Source organism: Janthinobacterium lividum, from assembly GCF_034424625.1.
GTDB classification, from domain to species: Bacteria; Pseudomonadota; Gammaproteobacteria; order Burkholderiales; family Burkholderiaceae_D; genus Janthinobacterium; species Janthinobacterium lividum.
This window is the reverse complement of record NZ_CP139977.1, coordinates 331,391-348,609: the sequence shown is the minus strand read 5'-3', so window position 1 is coordinate 348,609 and position 17,219 is coordinate 331,391. Positions and strand designations below refer to the sequence as shown.

Here is a 17,219-nt window from a genome sequence, read left to right as displayed (position 1 = left end):
CATGGCCTTACGAGAATTGCGGCAATCGATGCTGCTCGTGCATACCTGGACCGGGGTCGTGATGGCCAGCGTGCTGATCGTCGTGTTCTGGATGGGCAGCCTGTCCGTGTTCGACCGCGAAATTGACCGCTGGATGATGCCGGAGACGCGCATTGCGCCCGCGCCCGGCCCCGTGTCGGTGGAGCGGCAAGTCTTGCCCGCCTTGGCGGCGCTGGCGCACGGCAAGGCGCTGGCGGAATGGTCGGTATTCCTGCAGGGGCCGCGCAGTCCCGTGGCGCGGCTGCAGGTCGAGGCGCTCGATGGCGAGGAATTGTCGCGCCAGGTCGATCCGCGCAGCGCCACCTTGCTGCCCGAAGCAGGCTCCTATGGCGCCACCTCGTTTTTCTTTCCCATGCATTACCGCCTGCACCTGTCGTTTGCCGGCATCGGCTACTGGGTCGTGGGCCTGGCCAGCATGGCGATGCTGGCGGCGCTGGTGTCGGGCGTGGTCATCCACGCGCGCATTTTCAAGGATTTTTTCGTCTTCCGCCCGCGCAAGGCCCTGCAGCGCAGCGCGCTGGACCTGCATAACGTCAGCGGCGTGCTGGCCTTGCCCTTCCATTTCATGATCGTGCTGTCGGGACTGGTGATCCTGTTTTCGATTTACTTTCCGGCGGGCATGCACGCGCTGTACCCGGGCGACCGGCAAGGTTTCCTCAACGAGGCCTTGTCGCTATACGAGCGCGAACGCTCGCCCGAGCCCGGCGTCGTGGCCATGGCGCCCATCGACGCCATGCTCGACACGGCGCGCCGGGCCTGGGGGCAGGGCGAGCCCAGCTATGTGCGCGTGCGCCATCCGGGCAACCGCAACAGCTATGTGGAAGTGAGCCGGGCCACGGCCGACCGGGTCAGTCTGGACGAGCAAACCATCTATTTCGACGGCGCCAGCGGGCAGGTGCTGAAATATGTACCGCTCAAGCCGGCCGCGGCGCTGCAGCGCTACCTGTCCGGCATGCATTTCGCCCTGTTCGAGCACTGGCCCTTGCGCTGGCTGTATTGCGCGGCCGGGCTGGGCGGTTGCGTCATGCTGGCATCGGGGTTGATACTCTGGAGCGGCAAGCGCGCGGCGCGCCATGCCAAGGCGGGCCAGCGCGGCGCGCGGCTGGTGTTGGCCGTGGCCTGCTTCAGCACGACGGGGCTGCTGATCGCGACCCTGGCCATGCTGGTGGCTAACCGCTTGCTGCCGGCCGGGCTGCCGGACAAGGCGCTGTTCGAGGTGCTGCTGTTCTTGCTGGCCTGGGCCGGCAGCGGCATCTGGGCCGGCGTCACCCTGTTCTGGCGCCGGCGGCCTGATGCGCCGTGGCTGCCGCAAGCCTGGTGCATCGCCATGCTGGCCTTTGCCGCGCCGCCGCTCAACTGGCTGGGCACGGGCGATTTCCCCTGGCATGCCGTGCTGCGCGGCCAGCCTGCTGTGGCCGTGTTTGACCTGGCCTTGTGGCTGACGGCCGCGCTGGCGGCTTGGGCGGCGCTGCGCCTGCGCCAGCATCAGCGGCAAACCCGGCGAACAGGGGGAGCGCATGCCTGAACTGCTTGCTTGGATGCTGCTGTTTGCCGGCAGCCATGTCTGTTTTGCCTTGCTGGCGCTGTCGCAGGAGCGGCACTGGAAGGCTGTCAGCACGGCCGCCATGCCGGCCCATGCGGCCAGCCGGGGCCGCATGGGCGGCTACGCGGGCCTGGCTCTGCTGTATGGTCTGGCAGTGGCACGCGAGGGCGCCGGTTTTGGCAGCATCAGCTGGTGCATGCTGCTGTTTTTCAGCGCATTGACGGTGGCGCTGACTCTCAGCTGGGCGCCGCCACGGCTGCGCTGGGCCGCGTGGCTGCTGCGCTAGCGCAGCAGTGTACCTGCCTACTCGTCGTCGGAGGCACAATGGCACATTTTGCCATCCTTCGATAATTGTAAATAGACGGATTTCTCAGGATGTTATTGACTGTTTTATTGACAAAAAATAGTTGCGAAGCCTTTGTTTGCCACGTTTTAACAACACCGTGGTACATCCACCATGCTCTCGGTTGACTTTCAGGTTGCCCTCAGCTGCACTTATAACGATGGGTGCGCTGTGGCGCGCTCTAACGAAGTCAAAGCACTGGGCGTGAAGATGGGTACGCCGTGGCACCAGATGCAGGACCTGGCCCGCCAGCATGGGATTTTGGGATTGAGCAGTAATTACGTGTTGTACGGTGACTTTAGCAACCGCATCATGACGATCCTGCGGACCTACAGCCCACATCTGGAGTCTTACAGTATCGATGAGGCTTTCTTGAACTTGAACGGCATGGGCGGCCTGTTGGAGTCGCCTACGGCCATGGGCCAGCATATGCGCGCCAAGATTTTGCAATGGGTAAATTTGCCCGTATGCGTGGGCGTGGGCGCCTCAAAAACTCTGGCGAAGCTCGCCAACCACATAGCAAAGAAATTCCCGCTGTTCGATAGTGTATGCGATCTTTCCACGATGTCGGCCGCCCGTATGCACTGGCTCTTTTCTCGCATCGACGTTGGCGAGGTATGGGGTGTGGGCCGGCGCATCGGCGATAAACTGCGCGCTATGGGCATCAATTCTGTGCAGGACCTCTAGGAAGCCAGCCCGCGCGACATGCGTGCCAAGTTCGGCGTGGTCATGGAACGCACCTGCAACGAGCTGCGTGGCATTTCCTGCCTAGCCCTGGAAGAGGTGACGCCACCACTCAAAGAAATCGTCAGCTCCAAGTCCTTCGGCGCTATGGTGGCCAGCATCGACGAACTGGGCCAGGCCGTAACCTCCTATGTCACGCGCGCCAGTGAGAAACTTCGGTCGCAGGATTCGGTCTGCGGGGCCGTCCACGTCTTTATACAGACCAACCCTTTCCGCAAAACGGACTTGCAGTACAGCAACGGCCTGACCGTGCCCTTGATTGTGCCGACGGACGATAGCCGCGTGCTGGCCGGCGCCGCCCTGCATGGCTTGGAAAGGAAATTCATCGAAGGCTTCCGCTACAAGAAGGCCGGCGTGATGCTGCTGGACCTGTCGCCCAAGAGTATGCTGCAGGGCGTGTTGTTTGATGAAGCGCGCCCGCGCGAGCCCGCTGTCAAGGTGATGGCGGCGCTCGATGCGCTGAACGAGCGGTTCGGGCGGGACTCGGTGACGCTCGCGTCGGCAGACCTAGCACCACGCTGGGCGATGCGCTCCGGCAATAAGACGCCCTGTTATACAACCAGGTGGGACGAATTACCAATAGCAAATGCAAGATGAAGGGTAGTACCGCGTGGCAATGAAGGCAAGTTATTGGCATCTGGATAGCGCCTTGCCGGCGCCGGCAGAGACACCAATCATGAGTGATGCGGACATGATGCCGACCTGATTGGCACTTATACGGCCGCAAAAGTTCGCGGCAAGACGCGCTGACCTTGGATAAGGTAAGTGCTATTTTTTTGATGGACCAGCGGCTTTACCGGATGCTTTGCGCTCGGCCCTGAGTTTTCGCGGTAGTCGCCCATCAACGTGCGCAATTCACGTAGGCTGAGACCTGTTTCCTCGTGCATGCTGATCAACAAAGCAGGAGCAACTGGTACCCGGCGTTTCCGAATCTTACAAATTTTGGGGGCCTGGACGCCGAGGCGGACGGCCAGTTGCCTGTCGTTCTTCACACACAATAATCGCATGACCGTGTTGAGCAGTGACTCGGGGTCGTAGTGCGGGTTATTAACTTCAACAAGTCTTTTGGGTGACGGCCGGTGCCAGTCCCTGGTTGAACTGATGTGGCCGTATCCAGTTATACCGGTGCATCAGGTAATGGCTAATGTCCCGTTGTGCTTCCTGTGCCGTCATGTAACCAGTTGACGGCTGCCATTCCGTTTTGAAGCTGCGGAATAGCCGTTCCATCGGGGAGTTATCCCAACAATTTCCCCGCCGGCTCATGCTCTGTCGTATCCGATAGCGCCACAAGCGCTGACGGAATTTTCGACTGGCGTACTGGCTACCTTGATCCGAATGAAACAGCAGCCCCTGCGGTCGACCTCGCTGCTCGTAAGCCATTTTCAGCGCTTGCACAACAAGCTCAGCGTCGGGTCGTAGCGAGAATGCCCAGCCCACCGCTCGGCGAGCGAACAAATCCAACCCCACTGCCAAGTAATACCATCGGCCTTGCGCCCAGACATAGGTGATGTCCCCGCACCAGATCTGATTTGGCGCCTCCACTGTGAATTCACGATTGAGGTGGTTCGGAATATCGACCCGCTCCACCGTAACCTACTTATAAGCATGGCTGCCAGGTTGTTTGCAGACCAGCCCCAACTCTTCCATCAAACGACTGACTTTGAAGCTGCCAATTGCCGTGCCTTCCTCGCGCATCATGCCCATGATGCTGCGGCTTTCCGCCGAACTGCGACTCTCGACGAACAGCTCGTGCACGCGGCTACGCAATGCCATGCGCTCAACATCAATGTGCCAGACGCGCTCCCGATGCGCATACAGGCATGACCGCGCTACGTCGAACACCGCGCAGATCAACTCGATTGATTCGTCACCACAAATCTGATCGATTACCTCGTATGTTCTATCGCTTCCGACATCAATAGCGCAGTAGCCTTTTTTAAAATGGACTTCTCCCGCTCGAGACGCTCAATGCGTGCTTCGAGTTCCTGTATTCGCTGCTGATCAGGCGTCATTGCCTTACACTGTGGCGTGATGCCTTGCCGCTCCAACTGAAGCTGCTACACCCAGCGGCGCAGCACTGATTCGCCGACGCCGACCGACCGGCTTGCCTCCACGTGGCTGTATCCTTGATCCAGCACCAAACATGCTGCCTGCTGTTTGAATTCAGGGGAAAACGTACGTCTTTGCTTGCTCATCAAACACCTCTCTGTGGCGAGCATTCTCGCCTAAATCAGTGTCCGGGTACATTAAACCACTACAAGGATGTCATCGCTACCCCAGTTACTAGAATGATTGAAAGCGATGTAGGAGTGCGCTACCTCCGTGAATTTAATGCTGGTAGAGCTATTGGTTTCGATAAATTTAATGACGGTCAGGCCACATCGGTAATGACTGTGATGACAGATAGATTCGGTAATCTGGTCACGGCTTTTCCTGGAGTCTTGAAATGATAAATTCACAAAGAGTTAGCATTCGCGACAATCTATTGAAATCGATGGCTGCGTTATTTTCGGGACAGCTGAATTCTGATTTAACGAATACTCTTCTTTTACGCTTCCCGGCGCTATCATTTGCACTGGTAATAAACTGGATTCCTGAGCAAGGAGAGGATATCTACTTTGTGTTGGTTGATGAAAAAAGAATTGTTGTGATTGAGGTGCCCCGTACTGCTGCAGCACAGGATGCCTTTCCCGTAGTCGATAGTCTCAACGTTGCCGACTATCGGAATCGAAAACTGTCCGTTGACGTGAGGCGTAAATTGGACGAGGCTTTAATTCTGATGCGCGAGAAAGCTGGCACTTCATTTGATTAAACTCGGCAAACAGTGGGGTTACGCAGAATCTGATCAAAGGTACTGAGACTGCACTCACCGGTGGCTATGGGCGCCGGATGACGGATGACGGATGACGGAAGCGTACAATAATGGCGAGTTTGGCGCGGCCGGAGGCAACCTACTAGCTGGCATGGCGTACGGTGCAATGAACCTTGCAACCTTGGGCGAGGGGAGGGCGGTAGATAGTGTTTCGCGAGGTTTGTTTGCAAGGCTTGAACTTGGAGAAACTAACGCAGCAGCACAGCGCGTTTGGGCCTTGCATCCAAGGTCGTGTGCAGCGTGTGGGCCCAGTGGGATCGGTCTTGCACGTCATTACGCTTGAGCCACTTGGCTGCCGTAGCACGGCTGATTTGAAGACCTTGGCGGCTTCGCGGGTCATTCTTGTTTTGTTGTAACTGAAAATAGTTCGCGGCTTCTTTAGCCGTTCGTTTTTCCTTGGCACGTACATAAATGGAGGTGGTAGCCGCACTCACATGTTCCAGCATTCCCGGCACCACATCCTACGGAATGCCACTTGCTACCGCGCGCGTGCCAACGTATGGCGGAATACGTGCGGTGTTGTTATGGCTAACTGCGCAATGTCTTCGGACTAGACACATAGGCACGGCGGTGAAATGCTTTCTAGGGCGGCTTGCTGCTGTCAAACCTGGTTTAATTGATGGGGTCAACCTGGGTAACTGTACAGAATCCCGACACATTTCCGCTGGTGTACACCATCACGCGGCGATTGCCGCTTGCAATGGACATTAAGGTGACGGCGATGAGCGTCTTGTTTGCTTCGGGAATGAACATCCATGTGGCGCCGGCACAATTGTCGGGCGATGCTGAGGTGGCGGGATTAAAGCGTATCAGCAAGCCGCCAGCGACGGCGGCGTGATCCCATATCTCGCCCTCTTGCCATGTTGGGCCGGCATGTGCCGACGTCAGCGACAGGGAACTGCAGAGGAAAACGGTGGAAAGCAAGAATTTGCGTAGCATAGTGTCCTTTAAACCAGTGTTGTTTGAAATGATCTGCATGTATAGCTGCGCGATAAGGAGGCGCAGCATGAGCTCGTGTCGGCATCGCGGCCGGTGCGGCGATGTTATTGAATGATGTAGAGCGAGCAAAGCGTCGTGTCTCCCCCGCGCGGACATCGACTTTCAGTTGGATTTTTTGCCGGCCAGCAAAGCTGACAAGGCAGTAGCGTACATTTGCATTAAGCCAGGGTGCGTATTGTCGATCGAAAAACGTTCGTCGCGCAGAGGGCGTCACTATCTATCGATAGGAAAATCCGTGTTTCGCCGCTGGCGGCATCAGCCATATACGGCTGCGGCGCTGTAACGCCGGGCGGTCTGCTGTCCAGTCCGGCAATGACCAACGGCGCTACCATGCACATTGTCGTGAGGATGAAGGGATATTTGATATTCATTGCCGGGAACGTTGCTTCATGGGAGATATATTTTATAACGATTTTTGAATAATGCAATAGCCATTTACAGCACTATAACGAAGTGCTGATCAATTCGCTTTCTTATTGGGGTTGGCGCGCCAAATGGTGGGACCGGTGAGCCGCTCAGGCCCGCTCTTCGTTCGATTCGACGCAATGCTTCGCGTCTTTCTGCAATCAGGACGGGCTCCCGGATTCGGTAATCGTCAAGCACTTACTGGCCAGCACCCGATTGGAAAAGGCGAACAGCGAAAACAGTTACGCGGTATTCTTGGTCAGGCCGCGATAGCGGATTTTAAGATGAGGGAACAGGCTCTTGACGGCATGGAAGGCATGCTCGACTTTCTCCCGGCACAATGCCCTTCAGATGCTCCGTCATCCGCCCCAGTTTTTTTAGGACAGTGCCTTGTGTGTGGAGCGCTTCATGGCCACGTCCGACGTCACCGATTTGCCGATTTTTCGGGCTACCTTTCCACTCCCTGGTAACCAGCATCGCAGAATGCGACAGTCTTATCGCCATGCAACTGCTTATGCGCATGCGCCTGCGTTACGCCGGCGCTACTGGCCGTGCTGACGACCGTGTGCAGCAGTCCCGACGCGCGGCCTCCACGCCAAAATGGGCCTTCATGCAGAAGTGCTAGTCATTGCCCTTTTTTGTCTGGTGCATTTCGGATCGCGCTTGCATTTCTTGATTTTGTCGATGGTGGCGCGATAATCAAGATGGCATCGACGATGGTGCCTTTGCGCATCATCAAGCCTTCTCGGCTAGGTGAGCGTTGATGGTGTCGCAGATCTGGCCCGTGTGCTAATTGGTTTTAAGCAAGTGCCGGAACTTCAACAAGGTCGTCGCGTCTGTCGCCGATTTACGTCCCAGGTCGATGTCGGCAAAGGCATGGATCGCCTAAGTAGTCAGACAAAATTTATTGTGAATGCGGTTCCGAAACCTTTCATCAAGGATTCCACTTCGCTCAGCAACTCGCTTCCTTTCAGCCCGATGAAACGGCGCCAGAAATACTTGGCCTGTTTCCACAGGATCTCGATGCGATTCAGTTCCGGGCTGTAAGGCGGCAAGTAATACAGAAACAGCCCCTGCGCCATCCATTTTCGCCGGCATTTCTCGATTTGCTGCCCCTTGTGAAAGGACGCGTTGTCCAGCACGACAATGCGCGGCACACGATGTTCTTGTGCCGCGAGTTCATCGAAGAAACTGATCACGTCGTCGCGCACTGTCGGCCGACGTTGCGTTCGCCAGTACAGCTTGTGGTCATGGCGCAGCGCTCCCAGGACATTGACGCGCTCTCCATGCGACAGCGGTTCCACGCCACGCGTCTGTCCAATCAGCGACCAGCCCGACTGAATCGGAGGATTCGGGCTGAAACCGGATTCGTCATAAAACAGCAGCTCGCACTGCCCGGCATGTGCCTGTTGATCCAACGCGCCGATTAGCCGTGCGGCCTTGCCGAAAGCTTCCGGCGGATGCTTTTTTTTAAACTGTAGCGGTAGCGCTTGTAGCTGAACCGCATCTCGTGCCGATATCGCCTTGCCGTTTCCTGGCTGATGGCTGGCAAGCCTTCCGTTTGCGCCAGGGTCCGCAGCAGACTGTTGGCACTGCCCCCATCGGCTTGCGCCAATGCGCGCAGTGCCTCTTGCTGTTCGGTCGTCCACTTGCGTTTGCGCCCGCTATGATGGCCTTCATAAAGACCCATCAGGCCTTGCCTGTTCCAGCGTTGCCGCCATGCTTCAATGCTGTTCAGATGGACATGGAACTCATTGGCAGTTTGCTGCAAAGTCAGTCCCTGGCTCAATCGAACGATCGCTTGGGCACGTATCCGGACACGTGGGTGCGGATGAAAAACACCCATGTCGCGCAATGTTTGCTGTTCAGCCTGTTGTAGTATCAACCGTTTCATCACATCAACCTCTGCGTCGTTGCCTATCAGGCTTTGACAGCAAAAATTGACGAATTACTTAGAAGCCAGGTCGATGCGAAGGAAGGGGATCGTGGTTCCATATTTCAGCCTTCGTGGTCACGGTGATTTTCACGATTGTTGCCGGGCTAGCTGCATGGCTCCAGTCGAAATTGCCCCTTTAAACAAGGGGTTTCGATGTTACAAGGAGAAAGAAGACTGCTAAAGCACGAACGAAATGTTTTAGAATGGCTTTCACTTGGCATGCGTGCTCAAGTCACATACAGGTACCCCCAAATTTGTACTACTTTCAAGGAGTTCGTATGGACATCTCATCATTATCACTGGCCGAGTTAAAAAAGCTCGAAGCGCAAGCAATTCAAGAAATCAAGACCCGACAAAAAGGCGAGCTGGAAAAAGCCCGTGCGGAAATGCTCGCGATTGCACAGCGAGTCGGCGTACCTCTGACACAATTGATTGCCGGCGCGCCAAAAAATATAGTAAAGGGGGGGAAGCAAGCAGTTGCTGCTCAGTATCGCAACCCTGAAAACCAAGAACAGCAGTGGAGCGGTCGAGGCCGCCGGCCGCTGTGGGTCAAGTCTTGGCTGGAGAAGCATCAAACCCTTGATGGGATTCGTATTTAATACTGTGACGGTGGCAGCTATGGAGCCTCCTCAGTGGGCCATAAGAATTGACCAGCAGTTGCAGTCCGCCTGGGTGGCGGTATGGCACGACTGGCCAACTCGACACTGGCGCGTGCCCACTGAATCTGGTCATTTTTCCGCAAGTGCTGCAGCATGACGTCATGGATACATGGCAAAACACGGGCTGTTGTCAAGTGTGTAGACGCCGCCAGCAGCTCATACCGCTGCCGCAGCCCAGTTCACGGGGAAGATATTCCCAACGCAGGCCAGTCTTGAGGACAAACAGGATGCCGGTCGAGGCGGCGCGGTCGTCAATGCGAGGACGCCCGCCTTTGGGAGGAAGGACGATGTACTGGCAGCAAAGGTTGAATCAGCGCCCACATGTCGTCAGAAAGAAGTGCTTTGACCGCCTGATTGGCTCCCGAAAACGATGCCGGGTGGGTTTGACTAGCTTTGCGGCCGTTTGTTTCTCTGGACGACGTTATGTGAGGCTGTCTTAATCGGTGTTTTCATATCTACCCTCGTAGTCATACCGCCCATCTTTGATGAAGGAAGGGGGCTGATAGCATCAGCTTATTCAGCGTTCAGCGTTTATCGATCTGTAGTGAATGTGCTTGGCTTTGTTGTCGAATTTGAAAAACAATGTCAAGTGAATTCGATAGAAACTAGGATTATTTTCTTGAATGAACTAGATTTCATTGGGTACTCCCAGTATGGCCATGACTTCTAGTAGAAATGTGTACTGCCCCAAATTTTTATATTATACAATTTGACATTTTTCCGTGTGGATGTAAAAATATTGACGAATAAATTGTGCTCGCGACAATTGTTCTTCAGACGAAGATGTGTGAAATTATCTGTAGTTGGCTAAACCCCTAATTATTATTGTATTAGATTGTCAGATTTTGTGTGCTGAATATTCAGTTAACTGTAAAAATTATTAGTGATTATAACTATCATGATATTTCGCAAAGAAAATTTTTAACCAGAGAATATTAGGTGGGATTACGTCCTGCCCATATTACTGGAAAAACTGTTCAGCTCAGGGGAGCTGACGCCTGCATAGATCAATCAATGTCTGAGACAGTCAAGTATTTTCAACTTGATTAAATCCATACTGAATCCGTGAGCTTTACCCACCGTTTGATTACTGTAGAGTAGAGAGGCACTGATCAATTTGATTTGAGGCAGTAATACTTACGCTCGCTCTCGGGCTCTATGATGCAAAAATGTGTATCCCTCCTCGATACGTAGCTAAGGAGCCGCCGACTCGACTCGACCAAAATCTGGCCGGGATCGACAGCGTGACGTTGAATGAAAAGTCGCATCAGTTCCACCCCGTCATAGGCCAGTTGGTATAGATGAGGTGCACGTATCGCGATGTGGTGACAACACCGCTGCTTTTGGCGGGGATGTCTGCTCCTGAGGCAGGGAAAGATGGGCTGAAAACAGCGGCAAGCCGGTGGTGGAGGACGGGACCGCGAAGTGCGCTAACCACAAGGCGCTGCCGAAGGACCAACTATGGCGTAGGGCGGAACAACTCGAGCATTTGAAAGCGAACGTGCAGACCAAGCTGGATCAGGCTACCGGTTGAGCAGTTGGTGAATGAACTTCGTCAAGAAAGCGAATTGATCGGCAATATTCTAGGTGCCACGTCATTAAATTTTTCAAGATTCAATGTACCCTTTAAAAAAATTACAGCTATTCCCTTTCTCAGTACGCCGGTACTGGCCATGGCTGGCGGTCGGCTTCTTGCTATGCGGCTCGGTGTGGCTGGGCTCATATGAATTGCCGGCGCAGCGCGCTGAGAATGCAATAGTAGCGACCAACATACGCGTGCTGGAAGCCCAGTCTCGTGCGCAAGCGGCTGATCCTGTTACAGCGCAACAAAACCTGGCAGTACACCTGGCCGGATTCGATAGCCTGTCGCTGGTGACGGCGGACTTGCAGTCGCTGGCTACGCAAAACGGCCTGCTGGTGTCGGATGCGAGCTTCAAGCCAGCCGCCGACAGTCAAGCTGCCGCCGGAATCGGGCGCGTCGAGGTCAATGCACGTATCAAGGGTGCCTATTTACCGCTGAAGAAAACCCTGGCCGCGATACTGGCCACGCACGGCGGACTCGCGCTGGACTCGCTATCGCTGCGTCGCGCGCGTGCCAGCGATATCGTCATGGATATCGATGTGCGTTTCACTTACTTTTACCGGAAGCCGAGTTGATGGCAATATCGATGCCGGCCCTGCCGTCCAGCCGGCAAGGCCTTTGGCTGGCAGCGCTACTCACAGCAGTCTTGTGCGGCTGGACCGCGTGGCGCGAGCAGGAAAGCCTTACTTTGTCCACCCAGGAAGCGGTGCCGGGTCGGCAAGCCGGCACGACCGTTCCGACGGCGCTGGTAATCAGCCCTAGCGAGCCAGGCAGCTTACTGGAACGCGACCCCATGGTCGAATCAAAAACAGACCTGTTCCGTTACATCAGTTTCCAGCTACCCGTACCAAAAGCTTTGGCGCCACCGCCGTCATTACCGCCACCAAAACCGAGCGCGCCAACCTTTCCCTATCAGTACTTCGGGCGCATGGTCGACGTCGATGGCCGGACGGTCACTTATTTAACGCGTGGCGACACACTTATTCCCATCCACGCGCGCCAGTTGTTGGATAATACATACCGCATCGATGCAGTGACCGAGACGCAGATTGTCGTGACGTACGTGCCGCTGGAAGAAAAAATAGTGATCGCTGTGCAGACCGGCAATTAACAGGCTACGACAGCAGGGCGTTCATGCATAACAGGGAGTAGGGCATTGCGTTACAAGGGACATTATTTAGGCTGGGCTGGCGCGGTATGCAGCGCCGTCTTGCTGGCGGGATGCGGCACGCAGTATATACGCGACGATGCACAGCGCCAGATCGGCGCTGGCAAGTATGAGGAAGCGCTGCTGGCCTACGACACGGCCTTGCAGAACGATCCGGAAAGTGTGATTTTGCGCACTGGTCAGCTTGCCGCACGCGACACCATTCTGGCACGCTTGCTGACCGCAGCGAGGGCTGCGCGTTCGCGCGGCAATGAGACACAGGCGAAGGAAATTCTGCAGCGTGCACTGGCAATACATCCCAATGAGGACAGAGCCAGGGCCATGTTGCTGGAAATCGAACGAGACGCCCGACAAAAAGCCGCCGTGGCCAACGCCCGCGAGCTGATTGAAAAAGGCATGCGCGAGCGCGCCATGCTGGTGATCGAGGCGGCGCTAAAAGACACGCCAAGGAATGCTGAACTGCTCGGGTTGCAGCGGCAATTGGAGCTGGCCAGCAAACAGTCCGAGCTGAGTGTCGCACGGCTGGCCGAAACACGCCCCATCTCGCTCGACTTCCGCGATGCCAACCTGCGCATGGTGCTTGAAGCCCTGACGCGCAACAGCGGCATCAATTTTGTGCTCGACAAGGACGTGCGCCAAGATTTGCGCACCACTATTTTCTTGCGCCAGACACGTCTTGATGATGCACTTGAGCTGCTGACGTCGACGAGCCAGTTGACCTTCAAGGTGCTCGATGCGTCCACTGTGCTGATTTATCCGAAGACGCCGGAAAAGGCCAAGGAATACCAGGATCTGGTGATCCGCGCCTTCTATCTGTCCAGCGCGGACGTCAAGCAGACCGCCTTGTTGCTGAAGACCATGTTGAAGATACGCGAGCCTTTCATCGATGAAAAGCTGAATCTCATCATGGTGCGCGAAACGCCGGAAACGATACGTCTGGCCGAACGTCTGATCGCGTTGCACGATTTGTCCGAACCGGAAGTGATGATGGAAGTCGAAGTGTTGGAAATCAAGCGCTCCAGCCTGACCGAATTGGGCATTAAATATCCTGATGGTTTCAACCTGACGCCGCTCGCGCCCGTCGGGTCGGACGGTTTCACGCTGGGTAATCTGAAAAGCCTGAATCGTGATTCCATCGGCATCAATTTGCCCGATGTCCGCATCAATCTGCACCGCGACGTGGGCGACGTGAATATCTTGGCCAATCCCAAGATCCGCGCACGCAATCGCGAAAAGGCCAAGATCCTGATTGGCGACAAGCTGCCCGTGGTCACCACCACCGGGAGCTCCAACAATAACAGCTTCATTTCCGAGTCGGTGCAGTACGTCGATGTCGGTCTGAAGCTGGACGTCGAGCCGAATATCTACCTGGACGATGAGGTGGCCATCAAGGTGGGCCTGGAAGTCAGTTCGCTGGTGCGCGAGATCAAGACAGCCGCCGGTTCGCTGGTGTACCAGATCGGTACGCGCACCGCCAGCACGGTGCTGCGGCTGCGTGATGGAGAAACCCAGCTGCTGGCCGGCTTAATCAGCAACGAAGAGCGCATGAGCGCCAACCGCGTGCCCGGCATCGGAGATTTGCCTTTGGTAGGCCGGTTGTTCTCTTCGCAGCGTGACGATGGCCAGCGCACGGAGATCGTACTGTCGATCACGCCGCGTATCGTGCGCAATATCCGCAGACCGGACCTGAACCAGGCGGAGTTCTGGTCAGGAACCGAAAACGATGTGCGCAGCCGGCCCTTGACCCTGCCAGCGGTGGAAAAGCCAGGCGCGGCCAAAGGTACGCCATCGGTTCCCGGCCTGCCAGGCGTGGTGCCGATGCCCATGACCCCGGGTGCGCCGCAGGGCGTAGCGCCGATGATGCTACTGCCGCAGGATCGAGGGGCACCCGTAACGGCTGCGCCGCAGGTGGCCGTATCGCTGGTGGGGCCACATGAGGTCAAGGCTGGCGACACGTTTATTGTACATGTCAATGTGAAGGCAGCCACCGCTTTACGGGGTATGCCGCTGAAGCTGCAGTTTTCGCCGCAGGCCCTGCAAGTGATCGATGCGGATGAAGGCGCCTTTTTCACGCAAGACGGTGCCACGGCCAGTGCGAGCAAGTCGTTAGAGCAAGCCAAGGGCCAGGCATCGATGGCTATCCTGCGTACCGGCGCAGCCGGCGTAAAAGGAGAGGGCACGATGATGAGCTTCAAGTTCAAGGCGCTTGCTGCGGGTCCCGCCGAGATTCGCGTGCTGTCTGCCAAATCGATTTCCTCGACGCCGATCGACGCCGAAGCATTGCCAGCGCCGCTGCGCGTCCTAGTCAAGTGAGTACGGGCCATGCTTAACCCGTGCAAGTCCGGACATGTTCTTCGCGCCGGCTATACCACTGTCGAGCTTTTGGTGGTGATGGCCGTACTGGGTATTTTGGCGACAGCCGCCATGCCTCTGGTCGAGCTGACGGCGACCCGCAACAAGGAGCGCGAGCTGAAGCAGTCCTTGTGGGAAATCCGCCGTGCCATTGATGGCTACAAACAGGCCTATGATACCGGGCGTATTGGCAAGGTGGGGCAGGGTAGCGGGTATCCACCATCGCTGTCAGTATTGGTGCAGGGCGTGCCAGACCTGGCGGCCGGCGGCCAGACGATGTACTTGCTGCGGCGCATCCCGAAGGACCCGTTCGCGCCTGCCGATGTGAAGGCGGAATTATCCTGGGGCTTGCGTAGCTACCTGTCTTCACCCGAGGAGCCGAAAGAGGGCGCGGACGTGTTTGACGTCTATTCCACCTCGGACAAGGTCGGCATGAATGGCATCGCGTACCGGCTATGGTGACTCGCTCCTCAAGTCGCGGCTTTACGCTGATCGAATTGCTGGTAGTGATGGCGCTGATCGGCATGCTGCTGTCGTTATCGGTGCCGCGCTATTTCGGTAATGTCGACAAGGCCAAGGAATCGGTACTGCGCCAGAACCTCGCGCAGACGCGCGATGCGATCGATAAATATTTTGGCGACAATGGCCGTTATCCCGATTCGCTCGACGAAATCGTCGCGCGCCGCTACCTGCGCAAGCTGCCTGTCGACCCGATTACCGACCGCAGCGACAGCTGGGTCATCGTCGCGCCGGAAAAAAAGGACATGGGCGCCGTGTTCGACGTCAGGAGCGGTGCGGCGGGCCGCGCACGCGATGGGAGCGAGTATGCCTCGTGGTAACGCTGTTACGGCCCAGCATGGCTTTACCTATGTCGCCATGCTATTCGCGCTGGCGATGTTCGGTATTGGCCTGGCCGCCGTCGGCGAAGCGTGGAACACCGCGACACAGCGCGAGCGGGAGGAAGAGTTGATCCAGATCGGACAGGCGTATGTGCGCGCCATCGGCACCTACTACGCGCAGGCACCCGGTACGGCAAAAGGGTATCCGCCTGCGCTGCAGGATCTGGTCGAGGACAGACGCTTTGTCGGCGTACGGCGCCACCTGCGCAAGATTTACCTCGATCCAGTGGGCAAGGGGGCAGAATGGGGGCTGGTGAAGGCGGCCGATGGCGGTATCGCCGGCGTGTACAGCCTGAGCGAAAAAGCTACCTTGCGGCGCCAGCCTTTGCTCCTGCCGGGGGCCGCGCCGGTGATAGGTGGGCGCTACGCCGACTGGAAGTTTGTATATATGGCAGCGCCATGAGGCGCGCCCCGCATACGGCAGTCGCTGCCTGTCAGAACGGATTGGATCTTCATGCAATTTAAGATACGCACATTTCATGCCGCCAGCGGCGCCATTGCTGAACGCATGGTGGATGGCGAGGATATTGCCACCGTCACTCGCATGGTGGAGCAGCAGGGATACACGGTATTGTCGGTCGCGGTGCAGGGCCGGCGCACCCGCACGCGCGGCGTGTCCGGCATACGGGGTTTTAACCTTGTACTGTTTTGCGACGAGCTGCGCACCCTGCTGTCATCCGGCATGTCGCTGGTGGAAGCGATTGACACCCTGTGCACCAAGGACAACGATGACGCCAAACGTACCGTGCTGCTGGAAATCAGGCAATTGCTGTTAGAGGGAAAACCGCTGTCATCGGCACTGGAGTTGAACCGCCTGGGATTTCCCCCTCTGCTGATCGCCTCCATCCGCGCCAGCGAGCGCACCAGTCGGCTCGACGAGGCGCTCGAGGAATATGTGGCGTACGAAAAAGTGGGCCAGGAGCTGGGCCGCAAGGTGGTCAGCGCAGCGATCTATCCCAGCCTGGTTGTTGGCTTTGGGATGCTGGTGTGCCTATTCATGATTTCTTATGTCGTACCCCGCTTTGCCAAAGTATATGACGATTTTTCGCAAAAACTGAGTTTTTCCACGGTGATCCTGATGAAGGTGGGGCAGCTTTCCAGCGATTATCTCGGCCTGATACTGGCGAGCTTAGCTGGACTGGTCGCGCTGGCGGTAATCGGCCACCGCAATGGCAAGCTAAAGATATTTCTACTTCGCGCGCTGGGACGTTTTAAGTTTGTCCAGCATTATCTGCGCCTGTACCAGCTGGCGCGCATCTATCAAACCATGTCGATGCTGCTCAAGGGCGGGTATACGCTGAGTGACGCCATACCGCTGGCGCAAAACCTGGCCTTTGAAAAGAAACTCCAGGACCAGATACTGCGCGCGCGTGGCGTGATCCAGGAGGGTAAGCGCCTGTCGACTGCTTTTGCCGAGAATGGCTTGACGGATACGGTGACCGAGCGGCTACTGCAGGTCGGAGAACGATCTGGCAACCTGGCGCGCATCATGGACATCATCGCGCAGACGTACCGCCAGGAATTTACCGTATTTATCGACCGCGCCACCCGAGTCGCTGAACCGATCCTGCTGATGGCCGTTGGCATCATGATTGGTGCAATTATTATTTTGATGTACATGCCGGTATTCGACCTGGCTGGAGGAATTTGATACATGAGCAGCGACTCCGCTTTATCC

Annotated in this window: 17 protein-coding genes and 4 pseudogenes; 14 read left to right on the top strand and 7 right to left on the bottom strand. The window is 56.6% G+C overall.

Features of this window, described 5'->3' with window-relative positions; genetic code table 11:
• Position 1: 1 nt before the first annotated feature.
• From U0004_RS29790 to U0004_RS29775, 4 genes are all read left to right on the top strand, one after another.
• Complete coding sequence (locus U0004_RS29790) at positions 2-1,564, top strand: PepSY-associated TM helix domain-containing protein (protein WP_081345747.1); 1,563 nt, start codon at positions 2-4, stop codon at positions 1,562-1,564.
• Positions 1,557-1,868: a DUF3325 domain-containing protein gene (locus tag U0004_RS29785; protein ID WP_070257929.1), complete on the top strand. Its 312-nt coding sequence runs from the start codon at positions 1,557-1,559 to the stop codon at positions 1,866-1,868. The genes U0004_RS29790 and U0004_RS29785 overlap by 8 nt, the downstream gene beginning before the upstream one ends.
• Before the next feature lie 171 nt (positions 1,869-2,039).
• On the top strand, positions 2,040-2,612 hold the full coding sequence (locus U0004_RS29780; RefSeq protein ID WP_070257930.1) for a Y-family DNA polymerase: 573 nt from the start codon (positions 2,040-2,042) through the stop codon (positions 2,610-2,612).
• An 18-nt stretch (positions 2,613-2,630) separates the two neighbouring features.
• Positions 2,631-3,266, top strand: coding sequence for a DUF4113 domain-containing protein (locus tag U0004_RS29775; RefSeq protein WP_070257931.1), 636 nt, complete (start codon positions 2,631-2,633; stop codon positions 3,264-3,266).
• Positions 3,267-3,722: 456 nt separating this feature from the next.
• Here the strand turns inward: U0004_RS29775 and U0004_RS29770 are convergent.
• Positions 3,723-4,864 (bottom strand): annotated as a pseudogene (locus U0004_RS29770) (IS3 family transposase).
• Here U0004_RS29770 and U0004_RS29765 point away from each other — a divergent pair.
• Positions 4,796-5,119 carry a hypothetical protein gene (locus U0004_RS29765; RefSeq protein WP_175494853.1) on the top strand — a complete coding sequence of 108 codons (324 nt, stop codon included), beginning with the start codon at positions 4,796-4,798 and terminating at the stop codon, positions 5,117-5,119. The pseudogene U0004_RS29770 and the gene U0004_RS29765 sit on opposite strands and share 69 nt — an antisense overlap.
• Positions 5,116-5,481 carry a hypothetical protein gene (locus U0004_RS29760; protein WP_070257932.1) on the top strand — a complete coding sequence of 122 codons (366 nt, stop codon included), beginning with the start codon at positions 5,116-5,118 and terminating at the stop codon, positions 5,479-5,481. Before U0004_RS29765 ends, U0004_RS29760 begins: the two co-directional genes overlap by 4 nt.
• A 257-nt stretch (positions 5,482-5,738) precedes the next feature.
• On the opposite strand, the pseudogene U0004_RS30175 reads toward U0004_RS29760, so the two are convergent.
• The 5 genes and pseudogenes from U0004_RS30175 to U0004_RS29735 all read right to left on the bottom strand — a co-directional run.
• A pseudogene (locus U0004_RS30175) lies at positions 5,739-5,875 on the bottom strand (IS481 family transposase); the annotation flags it as partial.
• Positions 5,876-6,153: 278 nt separating this feature from the next.
• Complete coding sequence (locus U0004_RS29750) at positions 6,154-6,549, bottom strand: hypothetical protein (protein ID WP_070257933.1); 396 nt, start codon at positions 6,547-6,549, stop codon at positions 6,154-6,156.
• A 557-nt stretch (positions 6,550-7,106) separates the two neighbouring features.
• Positions 7,107-7,830, bottom strand: a pseudogene (locus U0004_RS30160) (IS5 family transposase); the annotation flags it as partial.
• Between the two features lie 8 nt (positions 7,831-7,838).
• Positions 7,839-8,363, bottom strand: a complete 525-nt coding sequence (locus U0004_RS29740; RefSeq protein WP_167468727.1) for an IS630 family transposase — start codon at positions 8,361-8,363, stop codon at positions 7,839-7,841.
• Positions 8,364-8,371: 8 nt separating this feature from the next.
• A complete protein-coding gene (locus U0004_RS29735) occupies positions 8,372-8,839 on the bottom strand; it encodes a helix-turn-helix domain-containing protein (protein ID WP_071653709.1) in 468 nt (155 codons plus the stop codon).
• A gap of 320 nt (positions 8,840-9,159) precedes the next feature.
• Between U0004_RS29735 and U0004_RS29730 the strand changes: the two genes are divergently transcribed.
• Entirely contained in the window at positions 9,160-9,480 is a 321-nt protein-coding gene (locus U0004_RS29730) for an H-NS histone family protein (RefSeq protein ID WP_071653710.1), read from the top strand.
• Positions 9,481-9,675: 195 nt separating this feature from the next.
• Here U0004_RS29730 and U0004_RS29725 read toward each other — a convergent pair.
• A pseudogene (locus tag U0004_RS29725) lies at positions 9,676-9,863 on the bottom strand (transposase); the annotation flags it as partial.
• Positions 9,864-11,157: 1,294 nt separating this feature from the next.
• Here U0004_RS29725 and U0004_RS29720 point away from each other — a divergent pair.
• The 7 genes from U0004_RS29720 to U0004_RS29690 are packed head-to-tail and all read left to right on the top strand — an operon-like array spanning position 11,158 to position 17,192.
• Positions 11,158-11,697 carry a hypothetical protein gene (locus U0004_RS29720; protein WP_139144212.1) on the top strand — a complete coding sequence of 180 codons (540 nt, stop codon included), beginning with the start codon at positions 11,158-11,160 and terminating at the stop codon, positions 11,695-11,697.
• On the top strand, positions 11,697-12,233 hold the full coding sequence (locus U0004_RS29715) for a hypothetical protein (RefSeq protein WP_139144213.1): 537 nt from the start codon (positions 11,697-11,699) through the stop codon (positions 12,231-12,233). Before U0004_RS29720 ends, U0004_RS29715 begins: the two co-directional genes overlap by 1 nt.
• 45 nt (positions 12,234-12,278) lie before the next feature.
• Positions 12,279-14,603 (top strand): cohesin domain-containing protein, encoded by a 2,325-nt coding sequence (locus U0004_RS29710; protein ID WP_070257939.1) that lies wholly within the window; start codon positions 12,279-12,281, stop codon positions 14,601-14,603.
• A gap of 9 nt (positions 14,604-14,612) precedes the next feature.
• Positions 14,613-15,104 carry a type II secretion system protein gene (locus tag U0004_RS29705; protein ID WP_070257940.1) on the top strand — a complete coding sequence of 164 codons (492 nt, stop codon included), beginning with the start codon at positions 14,613-14,615 and terminating at the stop codon, positions 15,102-15,104.
• Complete coding sequence (locus U0004_RS29700) at positions 15,098-15,481, top strand: type II secretion system protein (protein ID WP_070257941.1); 384 nt, start codon at positions 15,098-15,100, stop codon at positions 15,479-15,481. Before U0004_RS29705 ends, U0004_RS29700 begins: the two co-directional genes overlap by 7 nt.
• Positions 15,468-15,944 (top strand): type II secretion system protein, encoded by a 477-nt coding sequence (locus U0004_RS29695; RefSeq protein ID WP_070257962.1) that lies wholly within the window; start codon positions 15,468-15,470, stop codon positions 15,942-15,944. The genes U0004_RS29700 and U0004_RS29695 overlap by 14 nt, the downstream gene beginning before the upstream one ends.
• A 51-nt stretch (positions 15,945-15,995) precedes the next feature.
• Positions 15,996-17,192, top strand: coding sequence for a type II secretion system F family protein (locus U0004_RS29690; RefSeq protein WP_070257942.1), 1,197 nt, complete (start codon positions 15,996-15,998; stop codon positions 17,190-17,192).
• The last annotated feature ends 27 nt before the right edge of the window (positions 17,193-17,219 follow it).